This window comes from Streptomyces sp. NPDC052107 (assembly GCF_040680215.1).
Classification (GTDB): Bacteria; Actinomycetota; Actinomycetes; order Streptomycetales; family Streptomycetaceae; genus Streptomyces.
Window position 1 is genome coordinate 21661 of the sequence record NZ_JBFAWG010000041.1, and the last position, 25453, is coordinate 47113.

The 25453-nt window shown below is 71.7% G+C and carries 16 protein-coding genes; 6 read left to right on the plus strand and 10 right to left on the minus strand.

Translation table 11 applies throughout. The features are described 5' to 3' along the window. Window positions 1-85: 85 nt before the first annotated feature. From AB0M27_RS31040 to AB0M27_RS31055, 4 genes are all read right to left on the minus strand, one after another. Complete coding sequence (locus tag AB0M27_RS31040) at window positions 86-1489, minus strand: dipeptidase (RefSeq protein WP_365726506.1); 1404 nt, start codon at window positions 1487-1489, stop codon at window positions 86-88. A 53-nt stretch (window positions 1490-1542) separates the two neighbouring features. After that, complete coding sequence (locus tag AB0M27_RS31045) at window positions 1543-5055, minus strand: UvrD-helicase domain-containing protein (RefSeq protein ID WP_365726508.1); 3513 nt, start codon at window positions 5053-5055, stop codon at window positions 1543-1545. 114 nt (window positions 5056-5169) lie between these two features. Beyond that, on the minus strand, window positions 5170-8577 hold the full coding sequence (locus AB0M27_RS31050) for an ATP-dependent DNA helicase (RefSeq protein WP_365726510.1): 3408 nt from the start codon (window positions 8575-8577) through the stop codon (window positions 5170-5172). Between the two features lie 257 nt (window positions 8578-8834). Next, on the minus strand, window positions 8835-9221 hold the full coding sequence (locus AB0M27_RS31055; RefSeq protein WP_365726513.1) for an MGMT family protein: 387 nt from the start codon (window positions 9219-9221) through the stop codon (window positions 8835-8837). 186 nt (window positions 9222-9407) lie between these two features. Here AB0M27_RS31055 and AB0M27_RS31060 point away from each other — a divergent pair, with 186 nt between their 5' ends. The 4 genes from AB0M27_RS31060 (at window position 9408) to AB0M27_RS31075 (ending at window position 16165) form a co-directional block, all read left to right on the plus strand. Continuing rightward, entirely contained in the window at window positions 9408-12314 is a 2907-nt protein-coding gene (locus AB0M27_RS31060) for a lysylphosphatidylglycerol synthase transmembrane domain-containing protein (protein ID WP_365726515.1), read from the plus strand. A 93-nt stretch (window positions 12315-12407) separates the two neighbouring features. After that, a complete protein-coding gene (locus tag AB0M27_RS31065; protein ID WP_365726517.1) occupies window positions 12408-13952 on the plus strand; it encodes an alpha/beta hydrolase in 1545 nt (514 codons plus the stop codon). Window positions 13953-14118: 166 nt separating this feature from the next. Beyond that, on the plus strand, window positions 14119-15672 hold the full coding sequence (locus AB0M27_RS31070; protein ID WP_365726519.1) for an alpha/beta hydrolase: 1554 nt from the start codon (window positions 14119-14121) through the stop codon (window positions 15670-15672). Window positions 15673-15913: 241 nt separating this feature from the next. After that, window positions 15914-16165, plus strand: coding sequence for a hypothetical protein (locus tag AB0M27_RS31075; protein ID WP_365726521.1), 252 nt, complete (start codon window positions 15914-15916; stop codon window positions 16163-16165). A gap of 232 nt (window positions 16166-16397) precedes the next feature. Here the strand turns inward: AB0M27_RS31075 and AB0M27_RS31080 are convergent, their stop codons facing one another. Continuing rightward, window positions 16398-16694: a GYD domain-containing protein gene (locus AB0M27_RS31080; RefSeq protein ID WP_365726523.1), complete on the minus strand. Its 297-nt coding sequence runs from the start codon at window positions 16692-16694 to the stop codon at window positions 16398-16400. Next, window positions 16660-16902, minus strand: coding sequence for a hypothetical protein (locus AB0M27_RS31085; protein ID WP_365726524.1), 243 nt, complete (start codon window positions 16900-16902; stop codon window positions 16660-16662). Before AB0M27_RS31085 ends, AB0M27_RS31080 begins: the two co-directional genes overlap by 35 nt. Window positions 16903-19330: 2428 nt before the next feature. Between AB0M27_RS31085 and AB0M27_RS31090 the strand changes: the two genes are divergently transcribed. Together AB0M27_RS31090 and AB0M27_RS31095 are read left to right on the plus strand one after the other, a co-directional pair. Then, on the plus strand, window positions 19331-19825 hold the full coding sequence (locus tag AB0M27_RS31090) for a hypothetical protein (RefSeq protein WP_365726526.1): 495 nt from the start codon (window positions 19331-19333) through the stop codon (window positions 19823-19825). A gap of 358 nt (window positions 19826-20183) precedes the next feature. After that, the gene (locus AB0M27_RS31095; protein WP_365726528.1) at window positions 20184-20372 is read left to right on the plus strand and encodes a hypothetical protein; all 189 of its coding nucleotides are present in this window, start codon (window positions 20184-20186) and stop codon (window positions 20370-20372) included. Window positions 20373-20503: 131 nt separating this feature from the next. Here the strand turns inward: AB0M27_RS31095 and moeZ are convergent, their stop codons facing one another. The 4 genes from moeZ to AB0M27_RS31115 form a co-directional block, all read right to left on the minus strand. After that, complete coding sequence (gene moeZ / locus AB0M27_RS31100; RefSeq protein WP_365726530.1) at window positions 20504-21682, minus strand: adenylyltransferase/sulfurtransferase MoeZ; 1179 nt, start codon at window positions 21680-21682, stop codon at window positions 20504-20506. A gap of 63 nt (window positions 21683-21745) precedes the next feature. Next, a complete protein-coding gene (locus AB0M27_RS31105) occupies window positions 21746-22495 on the minus strand; it encodes a spherulation-specific family 4 protein (RefSeq protein ID WP_365726532.1) in 750 nt (249 codons plus the stop codon). Further along, on the minus strand, window positions 22483-23442 hold the full coding sequence (locus AB0M27_RS31110) for an NAD-dependent epimerase/dehydratase family protein (protein WP_365726534.1): 960 nt from the start codon (window positions 23440-23442) through the stop codon (window positions 22483-22485). The genes AB0M27_RS31105 and AB0M27_RS31110 overlap by 13 nt, the downstream gene beginning before the upstream one ends. Before the next feature lie 344 nt (window positions 23443-23786). Next, window positions 23787-25148, minus strand: coding sequence for a hypothetical protein (locus AB0M27_RS31115; protein ID WP_365726576.1), 1362 nt, complete (start codon window positions 25146-25148; stop codon window positions 23787-23789). Between the last annotated feature and the right edge of the window lie 305 nt (window positions 25149-25453).

Sequence of the window (25453 nt, forward strand, 5' to 3'; positions counted from 1 at the left end):
CACCGGGCCGGGCGCGGGCGGGACGGGCGGGACGGTCCTTCCAGTGTGCCCCGCGCGCGATGCCCTCCCGTACGGCGCCGGCCGGTCAGGGCGTGTGACGCCAGTGCTCGGCCAGGTCACCCCACAGGTAGGCGCTGGTCTCGACACCCTTGAGGAGGAGGTCCAGCTCGACCTTTTCGTTCGGGGCGTGCCAGCCGTCGGAGGGGACGGAGATACCCAGGAAGAGCACGGGGGCGCCGAGGACCTCCTGGAGGTCGGCGGCGGGTCCGGAGCCACCCTCGCGGGTGAAACGGACCGACTTCTCGAAGGCGTGGCCCATGGCGCGGACCACGGACTGCAGCGCGGGGTGGTCGAGCGGGGTCAGGCACGGGCGCGTGGCCGAGCCGAAGACGATCTCGTACCGGATCCCGGCGGGCACCTGGGTCTCGGCCCAGGCGCGGACAGCCTTCTCGAGGTGGTCGGGGTCCTGGCCGGCGACCAGCCGGAAGGACAGCTTCACCATGGCCGAGGACGGGATGATCGTCTTGCTGCCGGGGCCCTGGTAGCCGCCGCCGATGCCGTTGACCTCGGCGGTCGGGCGGGCCCAGATGCGTTCGAGGGTGCTGTAGCCGGCCTCGCCGCGGGTGGCCCGGGACTTCGCGGTGTGCAGCCAGCGCTGTTCGTCGAAGGGGAGCTCGGCGAAGAGTTCACGCTCGCGGTCGGTCAGCTCCACGATGCCGTCGTAGAAGCCGGGGATCGCCACGCGCGCGTGCTCGTCGTGCAGGGCGGCGACCAGGCGGGCGGCGGCGGTGGCTGGGTTGGGTACGGCGCCGCCGAAGGAGCCGGAGTGGATGTCCTGGTCGGGGCCGTACAGCCGGATCTCGCACTCGGCGAGGCCGCGCATGCCGGTGCAGACGGTCGGGGTGTCCTCGGACCACATGCCGGTGTCGGAGACGATCACGGCGTCGGCGGCGAGCTGTCCCGCGTGCTCCTCGACCAGGGCCCGGAAGTGCGGGGAGCCGGACTCCTCCTCGCCCTCGATCAGCAGCTTCAGGTTGACCGCGGGGGCGGTGCGGCCGGTGGCGGCGAGGTGGGCGCGGACGCCGAGTGTGTGGAAGAACACCTGGCCCTTGTCGTCGGCCGCCCCGCGCGCGTAGAGACGGTTACCGCGGACGACCGGCTCGAAGGGGTCGCTGTCCCAGCCGTCCTCGCGGGCGGCGGGCTGCACGTCGTGGTGGCCGTAGACCAGGACGGTGGGCGCCTCGGGATCGCCGGAGGGCCACTCGGCGAAGACGGCCGGGGCGCCGGCGGTCTGCCAGACCTCGACGGTCGGGAAGCCCGTCTCCTTGAGCTTGGTGGCGAGCCAGTCGGCGCTGCGTCGTACGTCGGACGCGTGGTCGGGCTGGGCCGACACGGAGGGGATGCGCAGCCATGCCGCGAGGTCGTCGAGGAAGGCGGCGCGGTGCTGCTCGATGTACGTGCGGACGGCGCTGTCCGGGGTCTGGCTCATGCTCACGAGCCTATCGGCCCGCACCGACATCCTCGGCGGGCGGTTCGTCACACTCAGCTTGCCCGGTGTGCCGTTTCGGCGTCTTCCGTGAGGAGCCGTTCCAGGGCGGCCCGGTCCGGCAGGTCCCGCGGCCGCACGACCTCGCCGGTGCGCACGTACAGGAAGGCGGCCGTGACCGACTCGGGCGGCACGCCCTGCTGCTCGGCCCACGCCAGCCGGTACACGGCGAGCTGGAGCGGGTCGGCGGTACGGGTGCGGCTGGTCTTCCAGTCGACGATCTCGTACGTCGCCCCATCGCCGTCGCCGTGTTTGTAGACCGCGTCGATGCGGCCCCGTACGACGCGGCCGGCGAGGGTGAGCTGGAAGGGCGCTTCGACCCGGTAGGGGGTGCGACGGGCGTACTCGGTGCGTTCGAAGGCCTCCTTCAGGGCTTCCAGGTCTTGTTCGTCGGCGATCTCGGCGTCGCTGCCCGGCAGCTCGTCCGGTTCCAGCAGGGGCAGCGTGAGCTCCTCGAAGCGGGCTTCGACCCAGGCGTGGAACCGGGTACCCCGGCGTGCGGCCGGTTGCGGAGGGCGTGGCATGGGGCGCGCGAGTTCCTGCGCGAGCCCGTCCGGGTCCTCGGCCAGGCGCAACAGCTGGGAGGCGGTGAGCGCGGCGGGCAGCGGGACGTCGGTAACGGTCTGCCGGGCGCGCAGCAACTCTCCGGTGAGCGCGTCCAGGTCACGGTCCCAGGAGGCGATGGTGCGGGCCTCCTCGGGAGTGAGAGAGGTCTCGGGCGCGGCATCGGTGGTGCGCGGAGCGCGTGCGCCGGGCGCGGGCGCCTGGTGGGGAACGGTCGGCCGCTCGGCGCTCCAGGAGTCCCAGCTGTCGGGATCCTGCGCATCGGGGCCGCCGCCGTCGTACGGAAGCTCGTCCCCGTACGGATCCTCGGGCATGCCCTCGTACGGTCGCTCGCCGTACGGGTCCTGGTCGTGCCCGTCCTCTTCGTCCGGGGGCGGGGGCCAGTCCGGGTCGTCGAGGGCGGCGGGGTCGTGGGCGGCCGGCGGGTGGGTGGCGTCCTGGGCGGCGAGGGCGTCCAGGTGGGCGAGGACGGTCTCGGCGGCCGCGCGGCGGCGGGCCAGGGCCGCGGCATCCAGCGGGAGCGGCCACACCTGGTCGACGCCGGCCGTGTGCAGGGCGGGATTCTCCTCGTCCTCGGCGGGCTCCTCGGCCCAGGCCTCGATCTCGCCGTGTCCGGCGGCGCAGTGGTCGTGAAGGGCCTGGAGGAAGTCGGAGGGACCGCGCGGCTTCTTCTGGCTGGGCCCCCACCAGTGGCCGGATCCGAGCAGGAGGGAGCGGGGGCGGGTGAAGGTGACGTAGCCGAGGCGGAGCTCCTCTGTGTGCTGGTGGTCCTTCATGGCCTCGTGGAACGCCTTCATGCCGCGCGCGTCCCAGCTGTCGACGTCGGGCAGGGTGTCGGTGTCCCCGCGCAGGGCGTGCGGCACCACCTTGGCCTGCGCCGTCCACTTCTCGCGGCCCTGTGCGCTGGGGAAGGTGCCCTTGACCAGTCCGGGGACGGCCACGACGTCCCACTCCAGGCCCTTGGACTTGTGCGCGGTGAGCACCTTGACGGTGTTCTCGCCGCCGGGCAGGGCGTTGTCGAGGCCCTTCTCGTACTGCGCTGCGGTGCGCAGGAAGCCGAGGAAGGCGAGCAGGGTGGCCTCGCCGTCGCTCGCCGCGAAGGACGCGGCGACGTCCAGGAAGTTGGACAGGGTCTCGCGGCGGCGGGCGGCCAGGGCGTGCGGGGACGCCGACAGCTCCACCTCCAGACCGGTGACGGCGAGGACGCGGTGCAGGACGTCCATCAGCGGGTCGGACAGCGAGCGGCGCAGGTCGCGCAGTTCGGCGGCCAGGCGGGCGAAGCGCACGCGCGCGTCCGGCGAGAACGGCAGCCCGTCGTCATCCGCCTCGGCGTCCATGGGTGCTTCGAGGAAGGTGTCGAGGGCGTCCGCGAGCGATATCACCTCGGCCGGGTCGACCCCTTCGACGGCGGCGGCGAGCCTGCCGTCGGGGTCGTCGGCGTCGTCCACGCGTGCGTGGGCGACCAGCAGGCGGGCGCGGCGGCCCAGCAGGGCGAGGTCGCGGGGGCCGATGCGCCAGCGCGGGCCGGTCAGCAGGCGCACCAGGGAGGCGTTGGCGCCGGGGTCCTGCAGGACCTCGCAGACGGCCACGAGGTCGGCGACCTCGGGCAGATGCAGCAGCCCGGACAGGCCAACCACCTCGACGGGGACGTCCCGCGCCACGAGGGCGCCCTGGATCTCGGCGAAGTCGGTCGCCGTACGGCACAGTACGGCGACCTCGCCGGGTGCCGTGCCGGTGTGCACGAGGTGGGCGATCGAGTCGGCGATCCAGTCGAGCTCCTCGGCGTGGGTGGGCAGCAGGGCGCAACGGACCGTGCCGTCGTACTCGGCGCCGGGGGCCGGGCGCAGGGCCTCCACGCCCGCGTGCATGGCGCGCAGGGGTTCGGCGAGGCCGTTGGCGAGGTCGAGGAGGCGGCCGCCACTGCGGCGGTTCTCGCTGAGGGCCTGCCGGGTGGCTCGGCGGCCGTCGGCGTGCGCGAAGTGCGCGGGGAAGTCGTCCAGGTTGGCGACGGAGGCGCCGCGCCAGCCGTAGATGGCCTGACAGGGGTCGCCGACCGCGGTCACGGGATGGCCCGTACCTCCACCGAACAGGCCCGCGAGCAGGACGCGTTGGGCCACAGAGGTGTCCTGGTACTCGTCCAGGAGCACCACGCGGAACTCCTCGCGCAGCAGCCGGCCCACCTCGGGAATGCGGGCGAGGCGGGCGGAAAGGGCGATCTGGTCGCCGAAGTCGAGCAGGTCGCGTTCGCGCTTGGCCGTCCGGTAGCGGCGGACGAGGTCGGCCAGTTCGCGGCGGGCGGCGGCCGTCTCGGGCACCTTGCGCAGGTCGGCGTTGGTGAGCTTGGCGCTCTGGAGGGTGCGCAGCAGGTCCGCGTCCCAGGAGCGCAGTTCCTCGGGGTCGACGAGGTGTTCGGCGAGTTCGGAGTCGAGGGCGAGCAGGTCGCTGACGAGGTCGGCGAAGGAGCGGGTCAGCGCGGGGTAGGGGCCGGGGGCCTCGCGCAGCACGCGCGCGGCGAGCTGGTAGCGGGTGGCGTCGGCGAGCAGCCGGGAGGTGGGCTCCAGACCGAGGCGCAGACCGTGGTCGGTGAGGAGGCGGCCGGCGAAGGCGTGGTACGTCGAGATCACGGGCTCGCCGGGCGGGTTGTCGGGATCGATGACGTCCGGGTCGGTGACGCCGGCGTTGATCAGTGCCTTGCGGACGCGTTCGGCCAGCTCGCCGGCGGCCTTGTTGGTGAAGGTCAGGCCGAGGACCTGTTCGGGGGCGACCTGGCCGGTGCCGACCAGCCAGACCACGCGGGCGGCCATGACGGTGGTCTTGCCCGACCCGGCTCCGGCCACGATCACCTGCGGGGCGGGCGGCGCGATGATGCAGGCCGTCTGCTCCGGGGTGAACGGGATGCCGAGGAGCTCCTTGAGCTGCTCGGGGTCGCTGATACGGGCGGGCATGTCGGAAGGCTAGCGGCGGGCACTGACAGTCGAGCGCGGATCTGCCCTCCGGGGAGGAAGAAGCGCAGGTCAGCGTATGTGGTGCCGTGCGTCACCCCGGCACCTGGCGGTGGCTCAGTCGACCACGTGCCGCCCCTCCGGCCGGGCGCTGCACGAAGCGCGGAACGCGCAGTGGGTGCAGTGCTGGCCGGTGTTCGGCGCGAACCGCTCGTCGAGGACCTTGCCGGCAGCAGTGGCCAGCAGTTCGCCGACCCACTCCCCCGCCAGCGGCTCCTGAGTCTGCACCTTGGGCAGGGTGTCGCCTCCGTCGCGCTTGGCGGCGCCCTGCCTGAGGTGCACCAGTTCGGCGCCCCCGGGCTCGGGACGTACGCCGTCGAAGGCCTCGTCGACGGCGCCTTCGTGGACGGCGAGCTGGTAGACGGCGAGCTGGGGATGGCGGGCCACCTCGGCGGCGCTGGGTGCCTGCTTGCCGGTCTTGAAGTCCACCACGTAGGCACGGCCCTCGCCGTCCGTCTCCACGCGGTCCATCTGGCCGCGGATGCGGACCTGGTAGTCACCGGCTTCGAGGGTGACGTCGAAGTCCTGCTCGCTCGCCACCGGGGTGCGGCCGGTGTGGTCCAGCACATGCCAGTTCAGGAAGCGTTCGAGCGCCACGCGCGCGTTGTCCTTCTCCTGCTGCGACTTCCAGGGTGCGTCGAAGGCGAGCGCGTTCCACACCGAGTCCAGGCGCTCCATGAGGACGTCGAGGTCGGCCGGGCTGCGGCCGGAGGCGACCTCGTCGGCGAGGACGTGGACGACGTTGCCGAAGCCCTGTGCGGTGGTGGCCGGGGCGTCGGCCTTCACCTCTCTGCCGAGGAACCACTGGAGCGCACAGGTGTTGGCGAGCTGGTCGAGGGCGCTGCCGGAGAGCACGACCGGCCGGTCGCGGTGGCGCAGCGGCACCTTGCTCTCCGTGGGGTCGTACATGCCCCACCAGCGGTAGGGGTGCGCGGACGGGACCAGCGGGCGGCCGTCCTCGTCGGCGAGGACGGCGAGCCGGGCCAGGCGGCGTGCGGCGGCCTCCCGCAGAGCGGCGGACGCGCGCGGGTCGACCGTGGTGGCTCGCAGCTCGGCGACGAGCGCGGCCACGGACAGCGGGCGGCGGGGGCGGCCGGTGACGTCCCGGGGCTCGACGCCGAGCTCGGTCAGGAAGCGGGACGGCTGGTCGCCGTCGTCGGCCGGTGCCTTCACCGCGGTGACGACGAGGCGGTCACGCGCGCGTGTGGCGGCCACGTAGAACAGGCGGCGCTCCTCGGCGAGCAGTGCGCCGGGGGTGAGCGGTTCGGCGAGTCCGTCGCGGCCGATGCGGTCGGCCTCCAGGAGGGAGCCGCGGCGGCGCAGGTCGGGCCACAGGCCCTCCTGGACACCGGCGACGACGACGAGCCGCCACTGAAGGCCCTTGGCGCGGTGCGCGGTCATCAGACGGACGGCGTCGGGGCGTACCGCGCGGCGCGTGAGCGTGTCGGCGGCGATGTCCTCGGCCGCGATCTCCTCCAGGAAGTTCAGCGCGCCGCGGCCTCCGGTGCGCTCCTCCGCGCGCGCGGCGGCGGCGAACAGCGCGCAGACGGCGTCCAGGTCCCGGTCGGCGTTGCGGCCGGCCGCGCCGCCGCGCCGCGCGGCTCGTTCCAGGCGCGTGGGCCACGGCGTGCCCTCCCACAGGTCCCACAGCGCCTCCTCGGCCGTACCGCCGTCCGCGAGGCGTTCGCGGGCCTTGCGGAGCAGCGCACCGAGGCGCTGCGCCCCGCGTGCGTACGCCGGGTCGTGCACGGCCAGGCGCTCGGGTTCGGCGAGCGCCTGTGCGAGCAGTGCGTCGGAGGGGGGCGGCAGCGGGTTGCCGGCCGCCCGCTCCTCCTCGCGCAGGGCACGGCCGAGGCGGCGCAGGTCGGCCGGGTCCATGCCGGCGAGGGGGGAGGCGAGCAGGGTGAGCGCGGACTCGGTGTCGAGCCAGGAGATGTCGGGGGCCGGCTGCGCGGTGTCTTCGAGGGCAGCGTCTTCGGGAGCGACGTCCGCGGCGACAGCCTCTTCAGAGGCGGTCTCCTCAGGTTCCTCGGAAGGGGCGAGCGCGCCTGCGTTCTCCTCGTGGCTCCGGGCCTCCGCCGTGGCCACCGCGCGCAGGGCCGTCAGCAGGGGGGCCACCGCCGGCTCGTGGCGCAGGGGCAGGTCGTCGCCGTCGATGTCCAGCGGGACGCCGGCCGCGGTGAGGGCGCGGCGGAGGGTGGGCAGGGTGCGGGAACCGGCCCGGACCAGGACGGCCATGTCGCTCCAGGCGACGCCGTCCTCCAGGTGCGCGCGGCGCAGGATGTCCGCGATGTTGTCCAGTTCTGTACCGGCCGTCGGGTACGTGTAGACCTCAACGCGACCCCCGTCCCGCAGGGCGGCCGGCTCACGGTGGGCGCGGACCTTGTCGGCGGGCAGCCGGGGCAGCGGCATGCGCTGGGTGATCAGGCGTGTGGCGGCCAGCAGAGCGGCGCCGGAGCGGCGGGAGGTGCGCAGCACCTCGACGGGGGCGGGGCGGCCGTCCGCGCGCAGGAAGGCCGCCGGGAAGTCGAGGATGCCGTTCACGTCCGCGCCCCGGAAGGCGTAGATCGACTGGTCGGGGTCGCCGAAGGCGAACAGGGTCCGTCCGCCGCCGGCCAGCGCGTGCAGGAGCCGTACCTGGGCGGGGTCGGTGTCCTGGTACTCGTCGACGTACACGGCGTCGTACTGGGCGGCGAGCCGTGCGGCGGTGTCGGGGCGGCGGGCGAGCAGGACCGCGCGATGGACCAGTTCCGCGTAGTCGATCACGCCCTGCATGTCGAGCACGTCCAGGTACTCGGCGAGGAACGCGGCCGCGGCGCGCCAGTCGGGGCGGCCGATACGGCGGGCGAAGGCGTCCAGCGCATGGGGGCCGAGGCCCAGCTCGCGACTGCGGGCGAGGACCGCGCGAACCTCGTCGGCGAAGCCACGTGTGGTCAGGCAGGCGCGCAGTTCGTCGGGCCAGCGCACATGCGCCAGTCCGAGCCGCTGCAGTTCGGGCTGCCCGGCGAGCAGCTCGCGGACGGTGACGTCCTGCTCTGGGCCGGAGAGCAGCCGCAGCGGCTCGGTGAACACACCGCTGTCCTGGTGGGCGCGCACCAGTGCGTAGCAGAACGAGTGGAACGTGGTCGCGCGGGGCGCCCGGGCGGCGCCGATGCGCAGGGCCATACGGTCGCGCAGGTCGACGGCGGCCTTGCGGCTGAAGGTCAGCACCAGGATGCGCTCTGGATCGTCGCCGCGGGCGATCCGGGCGGCCACGGACTCGACGAGGGTGGTGGTCTTGCCGGTGCCGGGACCGGCGAGGACGAGCAGGGGGCCGGCGCGGTGGTCAACCACGGCGCGCTGTGCTGCGTCCAGACGAGGGGGGTCGACGGCGGCCGGCGGGGTACGGACCAGTCGGTAAGCGCCACGGCCCCCCTGCCGCACCGGTGGGTGCGGCAGGCGCCTGGTGGAGGAAGAGGAGCTCACGTGATCGGCCGGTCCTGGTGTTCGTGCTGATGGGCGGGCGGTCACGCGTGCGGGGCGGTGGCCGCGGGGTGCGGGGGACGCGTGCAGCCGACGCTACGCCGCCGCACCGGACGGAAGCATGGCTTCCGCTTCTTCCCTCGCGGCGCTGGTGCCACGTGCGTCCCACATCCCACGAACGTACGTCATGCCACGGATGTCCCCCGAGTCACCCGTACGGGCGACGGGCTCTCCCCGAGGGCATCGGATGGCGGAAGCTGTCAGGTGTGACCCACCGCGTCCGCCCCGCCGTCCCACCGGGCCCGCCGCATGTCGATCCGCGGCAGATGGCCCTCGGCGCTCCTGGCCGCCACCTTCAGCGGCGTGCCCTCCGCGCGGTAGTGGGCGAGCGCGCGCAGTTCGTGGCCGGGCAGCAGCGCCCCGTCGGCGCGCACCACACGCCACCACGGGACGGCGCCTCCGTAGAGCGACATCACCCGGCCGACCTGGCGCGGTCCCCCTTCCTCGAGCCACTCGGCGACATCGCCGTACGTCATGACCCGCCCCGGCGGGATCCGCTCGGCGACCTCGAGGACCCGCTCGGCGTACTCCGGCAGCGCGTCCGCGTACTCCTCGTGGGTGTCCTCGGCAGGGCTCTGCTCGCTCATTCGACCCATCCTGCCGCACCCCACCGACATCGCGGCGCGGACCGCGCGGAACGGCCCTCTCGCCCCCGGGCGGCGCTTCCGACAGACTGTGCGCCCGCGCATCCACACCCTGATGCCCCCGTGTGTCGGTGGGGCATGCCACCATCGTGCGGGCGGTGACTGGTGATACGAGACCAAGAAGAGACCATGAAGCAGCAGGGCGTGCACCCCGAAGGCGCGGCAGGCACCCCTGACGCCGCCGCGCGCCCCGACACCGCCGGCGGCACGGAGGACGACGGCACGCGCGCACGTGAAATCGACGACAGCACGCGCGCACGTGAAATCGACGACAGCACGCGCGCACGTGAAATCGACGACAGCACGCACGCGCGTGAGGCCAGCGCAGACGACGGCACGCGTGCGCGGAAGAAGAGCGCGGCCGACGGAAACGACGACACCGAGGGAGCGCACGTCCCGGAGAACACGCCTCCCGGTCACGGTCCGGGCGCAGACGACGATCCGCACGCCGAGGCCGTGGAGGGCGACGAACCGCTGCTCCCCGCGCGCGTGCACCGCCCCTCGGACCTCATGCGGCTCCTGGTGGGCGTGCTCGCCATCGTGGTGCTGCTCGCGATCGCCGCGTTCGCGCACGGCACCACCTCGGGCTTCGAGCAAGACATCAACAAGGGCACCGGTCAGGCCCCCGACCTGCTCATCAAGATCGCGGGGCTGGCGTCCAGCATCGCCATCCTGCTGGTGCCGGTCGCCTTCGCGATCGAACGGCTGATCAAACGCGACGGACTGCGCATCGCCGACGGCGTCCTCGCGGCGGTCCTCGCCCACGGAGTGACCCTCGCCACCGACCTGTGGGTCGCGCGGGCCGCCCCGGACTCGATCCAGGAGGCGCTCACCCAGCCCTCCCCGGGCGACATCCACGCCCTGACCGACCCCGTGCACGGATATCTGGCACCCGTCATCGCCTACATGACGGCCGTCGGCATGTCCCGCAGACCCAGATGGCGCGCGGTGCTGTGGATCGTGCTGCTGCTCGACGCGTTCTCGATGCTGGTCACCGGCTACACGACCCCGTTCTCGATCATCCTGACGGTGCTGATCGGCTGGACCATCGCCTACGGCACGCTGTACGCGGTCGGCTCCCCCAACGTTCGGCCCACCGGGCAGACCCTGATGGCCGGCCTCAGGCACGTGGGCTTCCATCCCGTCAGCGCGGCCCGCGAGGAGGCCGTGGAGACGGAGAACGGCGACCGCGGCCGACGCTATTTCGTCACCCTGGAGGACGGCCCGCCGCTGGACGTGACGGTCGTGGACCGGGAACAGCAGGCCCAGGGCTTCTTCTACCGCGCGTGGCGCAATCTCACCCTGCGCGGCTTCGCCACCCGCTCCAGCCTCCAGTCGCTGCGCCAGGCGCTGGAACAGGAGGCACTGCTGGCGTACGCGGCGATCGCGGCCGGCGCCAACGCGCCCAAGCTGATCGCCACCTCCGAACTCGGTCCCGACGCCGTCATGCTCGTCTACGAGCACACCGGCGGGCGCACCCTCGACTCGCTGGCCGACGAGGAGATCACCGACGAGCTGCTGCGCAACACCTGGCACCAGGTGCAGGCGCTGCAGTCGCGGCGCATCGCTCACCGCCGACTCGCAGGTGACGCGATTCTGGTGGATCGTTCCGGCAGGGTGATCCTCGCCGAACTGCGCGGCGGTGAGATCGCGGCCGGCGAGCTGCTGCTGCGCATGGACGTGGCCCAGTTGCTCACGACGCTCGGTCTGCGGGTGGGCGCCGAGCGCACGGTGGCCTCGGCGGTGAGGGTGCTCGGACCCGACGCGGTCGCTGACTGTCTGCCGCTGCTCCAGCCGATCGCCCTGACCCGCTCCACGCGCGCGACGCTGCGCAAACTGGCCCGGGAGCAGGCCCAGCGCGAGCGCGAGGCGGTCCTGGAGGCATCCCGGCAGGCCAAGCAGGTGCGGGCGGAGGAAGCCGCAGCGGAGGGCACGGAGGCCGTCGGCAAAGCCGACAAGAAAGCCGTACGCGCCCAGGCGCGGGCGGAGAAGCGGGCCATCGACGAGGCCCTCGAGGAAGCGCGTGAGGAGGATCTGCTCACGCAGATCCGCCATGAGGTGCTGCGGATCAGGCCGCAGGCGCCGGTGGAGCCGGCCCGGCTGGAGCGGGTGCGGCCGCGCACGCTGATCAGCGTCATCGCCGGTGCCATCGGGGCGTACTTCCTGCTGACGCAGCTCACGCACATCGAGTTCGGGCCGCTCGTGGCCCACGCCCAGTGGGGCTGGGTCGCCGCCGCCGTGCTGTTCTCGGCGGTCAGCTATGTCGCGGCGGCGATGCAGCTTCTGGGGTTCGTGCCGGAGCGGGTGCCCTTCCTGCGGGCCGTGGCGGCCCAGGTGGCCGGCTCGTTCGTGAAGATCGTGGCACCGGCCGCGGTCGGCGGAGTGGCCCTCAACACGCGGTATCTGCAGCGCTCGGGGGTCCGGCCGGGGCTCGCGGTGGCCAGCGTGGGCGCCTCGCAGCTGGCCGGACTGGGCTTCCACATCCTGATGCTGCTGTCCTTCGGCTATCTCACCGGCACCGAGAAGACGCCGTCGCTGTCGCCGTCCCGGACGGTCATCGCAGGCCTCCTGACGGTCGCGGTGCTGGTGCTGGTGGTGACCTCGGTGCCGTTCCTGCGGAAATTCGTCGTCACGCGCGTGCGGTCACTGTTCGCGGGTGTCGTGCCCCGCATGCTCGATGTGGTGCAGCGGCCGCAGAAGCTGATCACCGGCATCGGCGGCATCCTGCTGCTGACATTCTGCTTCGTGATGTGCCTGGACGCCTCCATCCGGGCGTTCGGCGACGGCTCGACCTCACTCAGCATCGCCAGCGTCGCCGTGGTCTTCCTCGCCGGCAACGCGCTCGGCTCCGCGGCGCCCACCCCGGGCGGCGTCGGCGCCGTGGAGGCGACCCTGACGGTCGGCCTGATCGCCGTCGGCCTGCCCAAGGAGGTCGCCGCCCCGGCCGTCCTGCTGTACCGACTGCTCACGCTGTGGCTGCCGGTGCTGCCGGGCTGGCTGGCCTTCAACCAGCTCACCCGCAAGGGAGCCCTGTAGGGGCACGCGCGTACCTCGCCGGCGCGGGTGTGCCTGTACCTCGTACGGCTCGCGCCCCGCGCGCCCCGGCGTGCGCGCATCCAGGATGGAAACATGGCGAACCCCACCCGGCTGCGCGCCGCCGCCCTGACCACCACTGCCCTGCTGCTCTCGACCCTGCTGGCCGGGTGCGGCGACGACGCCGAGGCCGGTGACCCCACCGCGCAGGAGCTGGACTGGAAGGACTGCCCGGCTCCGTCCGAGGCCGAGGGCGGCGGCAGCGCCCCGTCTCCGCTGCCGAACGGCGGCACATGGCAGTGCGCCACCATGAAGGCACCCCTGGACTGGAGCAAGCCGAAGGGCGACACCATCGGCATCGCCCTGATCCGCGCCAGGGCCAGCGGCCCGGCGAGCAGGCGGATCGGCTCGCTCGTGTTCAACTTCGGCGGCCCCGGCGGCAGCGGCGTCAGCACGCTGCCCGCGTTCGGCTCGGACTACGCCGCCCTGCGCACCCGCTACGACCTGGTCAGCTTCGACCCGCGCGGGGTGGGCCGCAGCGCGCCGGTGGAGTGCGAGACCAACGCCCAGCTGGACACGTACTTCCAGCAGGACGGGACCCCCGACGACAGCGCCGAGCGGACCCAACTCCTCAACCGTACGAAGCAGTTCAACGCCGCCTGTGAGAAGAACTCCAAGAAGGTCCTGCCCCATGTGGCGACCACCGACGCGGCCCGCGACATGGACCTGATGCGCCAGGTCCTCGGCGACGACAAGCTGCACTACTTCGGCATCTCCTACGGCACCGAACTCGGCGGCGTGTACGCCCACCTGTTCCCCAAGAACGTCGGCCGGGCCGTGCTCGACGCCGTCGTCGACCCCACGCAGAACCCCGAACAGAGCTCGCTCGGACAGGCCAAGGGCTTCCAGCTCGCGTTGGACAACTACGCCAAGGACTGCACCTCGAAAACCACGGAGTGCCCGATCGGCACCACCCCGCAGGACGTGAAGAACCGCATCGCGAAACTGCTGAACGACCTGGAGAAGAAGCCGATCCCCGGCATCGCGCCGCGCGAGCTCACCCAGACCGCCGCGACGAACGGCATCGCGCAGTCCCTGTACTCCAAGGACTTCTGGGAGTACCTCACCGAGGGCCTGGAGCAGGCGTACGCGGGCGACGGCAAGATCCTCATGCTGCTGTCCGACTCGATGAACGGCCGCAGCCAGAACGGCGAGTACAGCAACATCACCGCGGCGAACATCGCCATCAACTGCGCCGACGAGAAGCCGCGGTACACCGCCGACTACGTCCAGCAGAAGCTGCCCGAGTTCCGTGCCGCCTCCCCGCTGTTCGGGGACTACCTGGCCTGGGGCATGCTCAGCTGTACCGACTGGCCCGTGGCGGGTGCCGCCGACCATCCCGACGTCAGCGCGCCCGGCTCGGCGCCCATCCTCGTCGTCGGCAACACCGGCGACCCGGCCACCCCGTACGAGGGCGCGAAGAAGATGGTGGACGCGCTCGGCAAGGGCGTCGCCGTCGAGCTGACGTACAAGGGCCAGGGTCACGGCGCGTACGACAGCAAGAACCGGTGCGTGCAGAGTGCGGTGAACGGCTATCTGCTGGAGGGGCGGGAACCGAAGGCCGGCGCGGTCTGCTCCTGAAACACCCCGGGGCCTGAAACGTCCCATAGCCTGAAAACCCCGCAGCTGCGAAGAACTAGCTGGTCAGAGCGTTATCCACAGGCCGCCACGGGATCGGCCGGGTGTGCCTACCATGGCCTGGACGCCCGGCGCGGCACGACGCGAAGGGCCTGTGAGGGGGGTGCGCATGAGGCGATTCCTGCGCTGGACGGCCGCGGTGGCCGCGGCGCTGCTGGTGGCCGGCTGCGGCGGCTCGTCGGACAGGGGCGGCAACGGGAAGGGGCACGAGGGCGGCGAGGACAAGGGCACGAGCGCGGCTCCCCCGTCGGCTCCGGCGACGGACCTGCCCGCCTCCCTCACTTCCCAGCACCTCGACTGGCACGGGTGCAAGGCCACGGGGGACGCCCCCGCGCCGAGCGGCGACTGGCGGTGCGCGATGCTCAAGGTGCCGCTGGACTGGTCCGAGCCGGACGGTACGACGATCGACCTGGCGCTGATCCGCGCGCGGGCGACGGGCGGGAACCGTATCGGCTCGCTGCTGTTCAACTTCGGCGGCCCCGGCGGCTCGGGGCTGGAGATGATGCCGTACTACGCGGACACCGTCTCGAAACTCCGTGAGCGCTACGACCTGGTGAGCTGGGACCCGCGCGGGGTCGGCGCCAGTGAGGGCGTCCGCTGTCGCGGCGACCGGCAGATCGAGGCCGCCGAGGACGTAGACGGCACACCGGACACCGCACAGGAGGAGAAGGTGTTCCTCCAGGACGCCGCCGACTTCGGCAAGGGCTGCCAGAAGGCCGCCGGCAAGCTGCTGGCCCATGTGTCCACCACCGACACCGCACGCGACATGGACCTGATGCGCCAGGTCCTCGGCGATACGCGGATGCACTACTTCGGCATCTCCTACGGCACCGAACTGGGAGGTGTGTACGCCCACTTGTTCCCGAAGCGGGTGGGACGGATGATCCTCGACGCGGTGGTCGACCCGACCGCGGACACGGTGGGCCAGGCCGAGAACCAGACCCGCGGCTTCCAGCGGGCACTGGACGACTACCTGAAGTCGACCGGCCAGGACCCGGAACAGGGCAGCCGGAAGATCGCGACCCTGCTGAAGCGGATCGACGCGAATCCGCTGCCGGCCACGTCCGGACGCAAGCTGACCGAGACCCTCGCGCTCACCGGAATCATCGTGCCGCTGTACAGCGAGGCCGGCTGGCCGAGGCTGACCGCTGCTCTCAACTCGGCGGAGAAGGGCGACGGCTCACCACTGCTGGCGCTCGCGGACCAATACGACGAGCGGGACTCCTCGGGCCACTACGGCACCACGACCCACTCCCAGCGGGTCATATCGTGCCTGGACGAGAAGGAGCGGCCGACGCCCGCCGAGACGAAGAAGCGGCTGGCGGAGTTCGAACGGATCTCGCCGGTGTTCGGGGACTTCCTGGGCTGGGACACGGCCGGCTGGTGCCACGACTGGCCGGTGCCGGGCCAGTACACGACTCCGGAGGCCAGCGCACCGGGAGCGGCGCCGATCCTGCTGGTCGGCAACACCGGCGACCCGGCCACGCCCTACGAGGGCGCCCGCAGAATGGCCGACGAGCTGGGCAAGGACGTCGGCGTCGAACTCACCTGGAAGGGCGAGGGACACGGGGCGTACGGCAACGGCAGCGACTGCGTCGACTCGACGGTGAACACCTACCTGTTGAACGGGACGGCGCCGAAGGACGGCAAGGTCTGCTCCTGACGCGGACGGGGACCCCGGGCGCCGTACACACCCGAGGCCCCCCAACCGCGCCGCGGAACCCGCTCAGTAGGCCGGCAGGTCAGGCAATGTGCCCCGTGCCCGCTGATCCCTCGTGATCAATCGACCTGGCGACGGCCCCAAACCGCGCCTACCACCTCAAGAAGCGAGCCGAGGGCCACAAACACATCCCCGTCATCGCCCTCGCCCGCCGCCGCGTCCACGGCGGGGATACAGTCCGTGCATGAAGCCAACCGACGCCAACGCCGCACAGCAACCAGGGAGGTTCACCGGCATCCTGCGCCACCTCGCTCGGCGGCCCTTGCTGCTCGCCTGGCTTGTGGCCCTGGCAGCCCTGTCGATCGCGCTTCAGTCCGAGATCCCTCAGCCGTGGTCCGGTCTGATCTACCTGGTGGTCACGCCTGCTGCCGTAATCCCGGCCACGCGCAGCTTCGAACGCGCTCACCAGAACCGAGAAGATCCCTCCAACACGTGACGCCGTGCCCCTTGCATGCCCGATCGAGCCGCACTCGACGGGAAGAGCAGGCAACGTCGGCCAACGCCTCGGCAGCGGAACGGTCAGCGTCTCCCCCAGCTCAGGCCCAAGGCGCCCCTTTGAACAGCGCCAAGCGGCTTCCGTGCCGCTGCTGTACAGCAGACGAGTACTGACCACCGCGACCACAGGCAACCGTCAACAACCCCGGACGGCCCACTGCCCTTGGTGGTCGTCAGCCGGCCGCCTTGGCGACGATGCGCTCCATCTCCTCTCGGCCGAAGGCCCGCAGCGTCGTGGAACGGACGTTGCCCACCCCACCGAGCTGCAGGAGCGCTGCGGCGCCAGTTTCGTCGTCGGGTGCCTCGACCACGGCCACGAGGTCGTACAGACCGACGGTCCAGTAGATGCTCAAGAGCTTCGCCCCGAGATTCTGTACCGCTGAGCCGAAGGTCTCGGCGCGCTTCGCAGTGTCCTTGTAGTTTCGGACTCCTTGATCAGTCCAGCTCAGCAAGGCGACGTACGTCGGCATGTCCTTCCACCTTCATGAGGAGAAACATCGCGAGGTCAATCCTGGGTACCTGGGGCATAACCTGCACGAGATACGCACCCGAACGAGCGGAACGACCGACGATGTCGTCCACGTTCATCGGGTGAGCACGCCGGCGGACGAAGCGCAGCACGTCCTCGCAGTGAGCGCGGTAGACATCGGTGAACTCGTCCTCACTGTCGATGGCCATGGCTTCCTCTCGCTGCTTCCGTCCCTACGTGTCCACCACCTGTGAAGGTGGCAACGCGAGAGTTCGAAGAAATCTGTGCCGGCCCCCAGCAGCTCGGACAGGGCACACGGCAGAGCCGAACGACAGAGGTCGTCGCAGGTCACCGCAGGTCTCCGGGTGTGACAGCCCAAGGCTCGTGATCACGAAGGGGTTCCGGGGGTGGAATCCGTGCTGGGCGGGGACCACACGTGCGAGCTTCCGGGTGACCGGTGGACGGCACCCGGGGCGGACCAGGCAGCAGCACCAGCGATGTCGAGTGCCCCGGCCGGCTCGCTCGGACACCTGTATCACCGCTGTGCATGGCGTGCAGGCTGGCCACGGACCCCAGCGGGTACGGGAAGGCAACGCCGATCGTGGCAGCGCACCTCGCGACGATCGAGCGGGCGGTTGACCGGACCCGCGCCTCACACGCGGGGCAGCCGTTCGCGGCGATCCATCAGCGCTGGGCCATGAGGAGCGACGGTGTGAGTGTCTGGCTGCGTGACAACGCCAACGAACAGCGGCGGACGACCACGGACGTCTGCGGACCATCAGCACAGGTGAAGGGCACCCCAGCCCAATGCAGCGCCCTCGCCCGAGTTGCTTCGGCAAGAAGCGGTCGCTCCGTGGGTTGCGGCCCATGGCCCAGCCGCGTGCCGTCGCGGTGTGCTGCAACAAGGACGAGGGGGCGGTCGACGCGCCGGTGCGGCGGGCCCGGCCTGGGGGGCGGCTGCAGAGGCACTGGGGCGGAACAGCGGGTACGAGCATTCGCTCCGGAGTGCCGCTACTGGCTCTGGCCACCTCAGGCAGACGCGGTGCGGCAGTGGGACAACGCCTGCTCAGGGGTTTCCCCCTTCCCTCAAGGGCACTCGGCCAGTGAGCGCGGAGGTACTGAGATGAGTACCGGAGAGAAGGCCAAAGCAAAGGCCGAACAGGTTGTAGGAAAGACCGTGCGAACGCTGGCTCACGCGGTACACAAAGATGCTCTCGCAGCAAAGGGTGCCGCCCTCGAAGCGCGGGGCAAGATGCGAGGCGCGAAAGAGGGGGCTAAGGGTTCCTTCAAGCACTGACAATGCGGTGGGCCGTCCAAGGTCACCCCACGCCAACCGACAACGACAGAAGCCCACGGCATCTGAGCAGCTCGGAGCCGTGGGCTTCGTCAGTCCCGCTGGTCGGCGAGACCCTTGATCAGTAGACCGGCAAGTCAGGCAATATGCCCCGTGACCTGCTGCTTTCTCGCATCGCAACTCCCCTGGGCCGTCGTGGGGCCGTCATCGGTGTCAGGGCCGTACGCGAAGGCTCGGTTCACTGCCTCGCGGGTCCGCTTCTCGCTGCGAGGCGGCTCGCTCCGCTCCCCGCACGCGGCCCGGGCGCCGGCCCGCTCCTAATGGCGCGGTAAGACGCCAGGCGGTTTCTCACCCGAGCGTCTTTGGGCGGGTCGGCATGTGGTGATCCGTAGCCGCTCCTGAGGCCTTACCTCTCAAGACAGAGCCGGCCCCACGTGCCTGCCCGCCTAGTGAAACAGCGCCGGGGGGCCGGCCCGCGCTCCTGCCCGGCCGGCGCCCGGGCCGCGCGCGCAGCAATCAGCCGCCTGCCGTTAGAGAAGGGGGACGCGGCGTTACGGACCCACTTTGGCGCGAGACTCGAAGATCATGGCCCCAACGTCGTGCTTTACCGGGCAGGTCCACTACCTGCCCGACGCGCCGGAAGCTTACGGGGCCATGATCACTCGCGCCAAAGCAGCGCCCCCCCCCAAAGCCGCTGCACCGACCTCGTGTGAGGCGGTCCGGCCCGTGACGCTTGGTAGAAGCGTGCCGAGGCCGGCACGGGGCCGCTGGAAACACACGTGACGGGTGCCCATTCGGCGCACCCGCCGTCGTAGCTGACTTTCGGCGGCTCAGGTCACACCGTCTCCAACCCGACCCCACGTCACCACTCGATCCGCCGGCTTCACTCGCGGACGGCATCGCCAAGGCCTCGGTTCTGGACCGTGGACCAGCCCCCCAACGCCCTGCGCACGACACCCCGTCAGCCGCTCACCAGAGCCGACGAGGGCTTACGACATGGGGCAATAGGGCACCCGAACGAGGCAGAACTCCTGGCCGTAAGGGCCAAAAGTGGCGTTGTGCACCTTTATGCCCCTTTGATCCTTGTCATTCATTTCCAATATGCCTAGCTTTGGGGCAAATACCTCCGGACCGTGCAGTGTCGGGCCGCCGTGGGGCAAAGTGCGATGCGGACCTGAAGCACCGTCAGCAACGGTCCGCGCCGCCGCTTTCCCCCTTGGTGGAATTCCGCCTGTCTCGGTCGTGCCCTCCCGGGCCCGGCCGCTCGGCAATGCACCGCAGGAGGCAGTGACCCGGGCTTTCTCGGCCGATTCGAGGAACCTGGCAGACAAGAGGAAGAAAGAATGAGACGCATCGCGCTCGGACTCATCTCGGCTGCGTGCAGCACCGTGCTGGTTGCCACACCGGCACTCGCCGACAACCCGCACTTCATCTTCGCTACCAACACAGTGAGCAACACCACCGGGGCCCTCACGACCTCGTTCAAGGACGCCGGCCTTGGAACCGGCACGACCAGCGTCCGCATCACGCTCACGGCGACCGGGACGGCTCTCTACCAGTGCTTCAACAATGGCGGCAAGCACCCGAGGGCAGCGAACAAGGAGACGGTGACGAGCGATCTGATCACCTCCGGCGACTTCCCCGTGAGCAACGGGCAGACCACCGGGAGCCTGACCGTGGGCCCGCCCGGAGCGGGTGACTTCAGCTGCCCATCGGGACAGTCGCTGTTCCTGGAGAAGGTGACCTACACCAACACCTTCGTCATGGATGAGAGCGGTAACACGAGGCACGCCACGCCCGACCCGATCTCGACCGGTACGATCCACATCCCAGTCTGACCGGCTGCGACACCGGCCCTTCGTGCAGCATCACGCGCAGGGGCACAAGCACCCGTGCCGTCGATGCCGTATCCGCCACTCAGTCGCCGCGGGAATCCAGCGGTCTGGTGATCATCATCGCCAGCCATCAACCCGGAAGAGGATGTACGCCCCGCCCAACGCCCTGCCAGATCTTACGGATCGGAAGGTCGCTGACATCCACGGCTGACATCGACGACGCCGGACGGGGACACAGGCCGGCGTCTCCGTCCGGCTGTCACACCAGCCGAGCGACCGCAGCCGGAGCAGGCTCGGACAGAACTCCTCATGCGGTGCTCAGACGGCGTCGCAGTCAACGGCATTGGGTTGGCTTGCAGCCATGGCCAATGACGTTGTTCTCCGCCTGGACCGCGCCAGCGCTGAGGACCTGTACGAGGTGCTGTGGCTCGTGGGCGAGCACCTTGCCGCCGGCGCCCCCCTCCCGGCCTTGCCCGCCGAAGCCAACGCACGCCTAGGCAGGGTGATCAGCACCTTGGGTCACTCGCTGGGCAAGGCCGCACCTCTGTAATGGCTACACCTGGGCCGTCCTGGGGCCGTCCAAGGTCACCCCACGCCAACCGACAACGACCGAAGCCCACGGCACCTGAGCAGCTCAGAGCCGTGGGCTTCGTCAGTCCCGCTGGTCGGCGAGACCCTTGATCAGTAGACCGGCTTGTGCGGTTCGATCTGGTTGACCCAGCCGATGACGCCGCCGCCGACGTGAACGGCGTCGGCGAAGCCCGCGGACTTCAGGACGGCGAGGACTTCCGCACTGCGGACACCCGTCTTGCAGTGCAGGACGATCTTCTTGTCCTGCGGGAGGCCCTCAAGGGCGGTGCCCATGAGGAACTCGTTCTTCGGGATCAGCCGGGCGCCCGGGATGGAGACGATCTCGTACTCGTTCGGCTCGCGTACGTCGATGATCTCGATGTTCTCGCCGTCGTCGATCCACTCCTTGAGCTGCTTCGGAGTGATCGTGGAGCCGGCGGCCGCCGCCTGGGCCTCCTCGGACACGACGCCGCAGAAGGCCTCGTAGTCGATGAGCTCGGTGACGGTCGGGTTCTCGCCGCAGACCGCGCAGTTCGGGTCCTTGCGGACCTTGACCTGGCGGTACGTCATCTCCAGGGCGTCGTAGATCATCAGGCGGCCGACCAGCGGCTCGCCGATGCCCGCGAGGAGCTTGATGGCCTCGTTGACCTGGATGGAGCCGATGGACGCGCAGAGCACGCCGAGGACGCCGCCCTCGGCGCAGGAGGGGACCATGCCGGGGGGCGGGGGCTCCGGGTAGAGGCAGCGGTAGCAGGGACCGTGCTCGGACCAGAAGACGGAGGCCTGGCCGTCGAAGCGGTAGATCGACCCCCACACGTACGGCTTGTTCAGCAGCACGCACGCGTCGTTGACCAGGTAGCGCGTGGCGAAGTTGTCGGTGCCGTCGATGATCAGGTCGTACTGGCTGAAGATGTCCATCACGTTGTCGGCCTCGAGCCGCTCCTCGTGAAGGACCACGTTCACGTACGGGTTGATGCCCTTGACGGTGTCACGGGCGGACTCGGCCTTGGAGCGGCCGATGTCGGACTGGCTGTGGATGATCTGGCGCTGCAGGTTCGACTCGTCGACCTCGTCGAACTCCACGATGCCGAGGGTGCCCACGCCCGCGGCGGCCAGGTACATCAGCGCCGGCGAGCCCAGGCCGCCGGCGCCCACACAGAGCACCTTGGCGTTCTTCAGCCGCTTCTGCCCGTCCATGCCCACGTCGGGGATGATCAGGTGGCGGGAGTACCTGCGGACCTCGTCTACGGTGAGCTCAGAGGCTGGCTCAACCAGGGGTGGCAGCGACACGGGGACTCCGTTGGTCGGTCAATCACTACAGTTGTTCTCCTCGTAACACTGCCACGGCCTTCTTCATTCCGAGACACCTGTTCCGATACGCGAGACGATTTCGTCCCAGTAGCCGGGCATGGTCTCCCAGGGGTCGGTGCGGCCGCCGCGGTCCGTGCGGTCGGTGAAGTAGATCGTCGCCGCACCCTGCCAGCGGGCGATGCGCAGCGCCTCCTCCAGGTGGCCGCGGGGCACGCCGTGTACGAAGTGGCAGAAGCGGTCGGGCGGGTAGTCGGCGGTCCACTCGGCGACCTGCGACCAGCGGTAGTCGGCCCAGGGGCCGGAGAAGGTCACCAGTTGATCGGCGTTCTCCGCGTACCCGGGGTGCGGATGGCTGCCGTGGCCGAGGACGATGTGGGCAGTGTCACTGATCGTCCGGAGGGTGGTGACGGCGCGGCGGACCTCGGGAAGCGCGGCGCGGTCGGTGGGGCAGCGGTCCAGCAGGAAGCCGTCGACCCGGTACCAGTCGAGGTGGCGGTGGGCGTCGGAGAGCAGGTCGGCGAAGGCACGGGCCCCGTGGGCGAGGTCGAGGTGGCCGAGGACGCGGACGCCCGCTCCCCGCAGCCGGCCCGCCGCCTCCAGGCAGTGCGGGTCCGGGCGGGTGCCAGGGCCGGTGGCCACGTTCAGGACCACCCAGTCCAGCGGGGTGCCCGGGCGGGCGAGCTCGGCCCACTGGGCGGGGGCGACGAGCGGGTGGGCGTAGCCGGGTACGCCGATGGCGGTGCGCAGGCCGGTGCTCGTGGCGCCTGCTGTGGTGCTGGTCAGATGCGGCATGCCGCCTCCATCCAGATGTCGGCCAGGGATTCTTCGAGGTTGATGCGGGGCCGCCAGCCGAGCCGGTCGCGCGCGGTGCGCACGTCGGCCTGCTGCCAGCTGCCACAGCCGTCCGGATACGGGTACGCCACCGCGGACGCGTGGTCGGAGTCGGCACGGGGGTGGCCGATGGCGCTGCGCAGCGGGCCGGGCGGGGCGTCGAGTTCGTGCAGGGCGCCGCCGTATCCCGCCACACGCGCGAGGACTGCTGCGGCGTCACGGAGGCGGACGGCGCGGCCGGAGCCGATGTTGATGACACCCTGCGCGGCGGAGAGCGAGGCGGCGTGCACGGCGCGGGCGACGTCGCGTACGTCGACGAAGTCGCGCTGCACGCCGAGGCCGCCCAGCTTGAGCTCGCCGTCGCCGGACTGCATCGCGCGCCGCATCGCCTCGGCGAGCCGGCCCAGCGGGGAGCCGGCCGGGGTGCCAGGGCCGGCCGGGGAGAAGACCCGCAGCACGACGGCGTCCAGTCCGGAACCGAGAACCAGCTCGGTCGCGGCGAGCTTGCTCACGCCGTACGGGCCTCCGGGACGCGGTACGGCGTCCTCGGCGGTGGAGGAGCCGGGCTGGCTCGGCCCGTACTCGGAGCTGCACCCGATCTGCACCAGACGGGCCCCGCAGCCGCTGCGGCGCAGGGCCTCGCAGATGGTGGCTACGGCCACGGTGTTGTGCCGGGTCAGTTCGCGGGCGCCGCCGCGGATGGCGCCGGCGCAGTTGATGACGACCCCGGGGTGGACCGCGTCCAGGAAGCGGGTGAGTGCGCCGGGGCTGCCGGTGGCGAGGTCGAAGCGGACGTCGGCGTCGTCGCCGCGGCCGAGCGCGGTGAGCTGGACGGCCGGGTCGGCGAGCAGGCGGTCGGCGACGAAGCGGCCGATGTATCCGTTGGCTCCGATCAGCAGGACTCTCATCGCGCGGCTCCCGTGGTGTGGACGCCGGCGTGACCGGCGGGGCCGATGTGACTGGCGTTGCTGCGACCGGCGGGGCGGACAGGTGCCGTGGGCCACTGGTGTGCGCTGGGCCAGGAGGGTGCGGTGGGTCCGCCCGCGCTCACGGTGACGGCCGATCCGGTGGTTTCCCGGACTCCGGCTCCGGCGGTCCCGCCTTGTGCATCCGCGGCTGCGACTGCTGCGGACGCGCCGGAGGTTCCGGGGGCTCCGGACGCTCCGGGTCGGGAGGTGGTCATCTGGTGGTCTCCTTCAAAAAGAGGTGGTGCGTTCGCCTCCGGCGGCGGTTCGGGCCGGCGGCGGAAGATTCACTCGGGGGCTCCCGTGGGCGCGTGCGCCGAGGCCTGGGTGAGGGTGCGGCCGGCGTGGAAAAACAGGGCCAGCGCGGCCGTGCCGCAGGCGAGGGCCGGGACGGCGGCCTCGCCCCAGGCCGCCACGAGGGCCCGTACGGGCGCCGACAGGACGGCACAGCCCGGCAGCCTTCCGGCCAGCGGCAGGGCGAGGGACACCGCCTCCGTTGCCGCCGCGGCACCGAGCGCCACGGCCGGGGCGTGCCGATGGCCGTGCACGGTGAGCAGGCGGGCGAACAGCAGCAGGGCGCCCAGGGCGAGGGCCTGTGGATAGGCCACGGAGTCGTGCAGGACGGTGCCGCACACCAGGAGCAGGGCGGTGAGCGCGCCCAGGAACAGGGCGGACGTGGCGAACAGCAACGGTTTGGCGGCGGCCGTGAAGTCCTCCAGACCCCGGCTGCCGGCGAGCCTGCGGCGGGCGCCCGCGCCGAGCAGGTGGGCGCACCAGGCCGCCGGGGCGCAGGCCACGGTGAGGGCCAGGACGGGCGCGACGGCCGTGGGCCAGGGGCCGTCCGGGGCGCCGGTCGGCAGGGCATCGGGGCCACCGGTCACGACGGCGTGGAGCAGACCGTCGCCGAGGAGGGCGTACCCGAGCAGCCACAGGGTCCACGCGCGCGTGCCGTTCGTGCGCCACGCGTGCGTGCCGGGCGGACCGGCGAGGGGCCCGCGGCGCAGTGCGGCACGCGTGGCGAGGGCTACGGCGAGGATGCCGACGGCGGCGACCACGAGGCGGGGTTGGCCGTGAGTGAGGCGCAGTCCGGCCACGGTGGCCGCACCGAGGGTGCCGGGCAGGAGGGTGAGCAGGACCCAGTCCGCGCGCACGCGGGGGACGGGCGGGGGCGCGGACTCCGGGCCCCGCTCACCGCCTCGCGGCACGCGCGCGTACAGCTCCTCGGCGAGGGAGAAGACATCGCGGTGGCGGAAGCGGGCGGCGGTCCGCTCGGTGACGCCGTGCGCCTCCAGCCCGGCTGCGATCTCCAACGGGTCCACGGCCCGCTCGCACAGCTCACGGTGCCGGTGCAGCAGGGCTTTCACGGGGTCGGCGGCTCCACGCCGAGGCGCGGCGACGCGCCCCTTGCCCGACTCCCCTTCGCCGGACCGGGAGTTGTCCGGCGCCGCCTGGGTCAAGGCCCCCGCGGCGAGCGCTACGGGGCGCCCCGGCCCCCCGTCCGGCTCGGCGACGTCGGCTGAGCCTGACACACCGCGCACGGAGGCGGACGGCGCCGACGAGTCCTCGCCGAACAGGCCCTGCGCACCGCCCCGCTCTGCCTCGAACCACTCCCCCGACCGCGAGTCCCAAGGCTCAGCGGCGCTGGGCATCCCGGGCCGATCCAGCCCGCCCACCGCACTCGCCACCAGACCACCGTCATCAGAAGCCCCCGCCACGACAGCCGAACCCGAGCCGGCCGCCCCTTCCGACACGCCGGTGCCCAGCCCGCCCGGCTCCCTCGAACTCCCGGCAGCCGAGCCCGGCCGCGCGCCCAGCCCACTCAGCCCCTCCGGCGCCCCGGCGGCCGAACCCAGGCCCTCCGCCTCCCCAGACCCCCCGACGCCCCGCACGCCCAACCCGCTCAGCGCCTTCGGCACCCCCGCAGCAGAATCCTCGTCTCCCAGCCCACCCGGCA

Bases quoted from the DNA above. Each gene is read 5' to 3' on its own strand.
- AB0M27_RS31080 (WP_365726523.1), bottom strand. From the start codon at position 16,694: ATGCCGACGTACGTCGCCTTGCTGAGCTGGACTGATCAAGGAGTCCGA.
- AB0M27_RS31085 (WP_365726524.1), bottom strand. From the start codon at position 16,902: ATGGCCATCGACAGTGAGGACGAGTTCACCGATGTCTACCGCGCTCAC.
- AB0M27_RS31070 (WP_365726519.1), top strand. From the start codon at position 14,119: ATGAGGCGATTCCTGCGCTGGACGGCCGCGGTGGCCGCGGCGCTGCTG.
- AB0M27_RS31075 (WP_365726521.1), top strand. From the start codon at position 15,914: ATGAAGCCAACCGACGCCAACGCCGCACAGCAACCAGGGAGGTTCACC.
- AB0M27_RS31040 (WP_365726506.1), bottom strand. From the start codon at position 1,489: ATGAGCCAGACCCCGGACAGCGCCGTCCGCACGTACATCGAGCAGCAC.
- AB0M27_RS31105 (WP_365726532.1), bottom strand. From the start codon at position 22,495: ATGCCGCATCTGACCAGCACCACAGCAGGCGCCACGAGCACCGGCCTG.
- AB0M27_RS31110 (WP_365726534.1), bottom strand. From the start codon at position 23,442: ATGAGAGTCCTGCTGATCGGAGCCAACGGATACATCGGCCGCTTCGTC.
- AB0M27_RS31055 (WP_365726513.1), bottom strand. From the start codon at position 9,221: ATGAGCGAGCAGAGCCCTGCCGAGGACACCCACGAGGAGTACGCGGAC.
- AB0M27_RS31115 (WP_365726576.1), bottom strand. From the start codon at position 25,148: ATGCCCAGCGCCGCTGAGCCTTGGGACTCGCGGTCGGGGGAGTGGTTC.
- AB0M27_RS31060 (WP_365726515.1), top strand. From the start codon at position 9,408: ATGAAGCAGCAGGGCGTGCACCCCGAAGGCGCGGCAGGCACCCCTGAC.
- AB0M27_RS31095 (WP_365726528.1), top strand. From the start codon at position 20,184: ATGGCCAATGACGTTGTTCTCCGCCTGGACCGCGCCAGCGCTGAGGAC.
- AB0M27_RS31090 (WP_365726526.1), top strand. From the start codon at position 19,331: ATGAGACGCATCGCGCTCGGACTCATCTCGGCTGCGTGCAGCACCGTG.
- AB0M27_RS31065 (WP_365726517.1), top strand. From the start codon at position 12,408: ATGGCGAACCCCACCCGGCTGCGCGCCGCCGCCCTGACCACCACTGCC.
- AB0M27_RS31045 (WP_365726508.1), bottom strand. From the start codon at position 5,055: ATGCCCGCCCGTATCAGCGACCCCGAGCAGCTCAAGGAGCTCCTCGGC.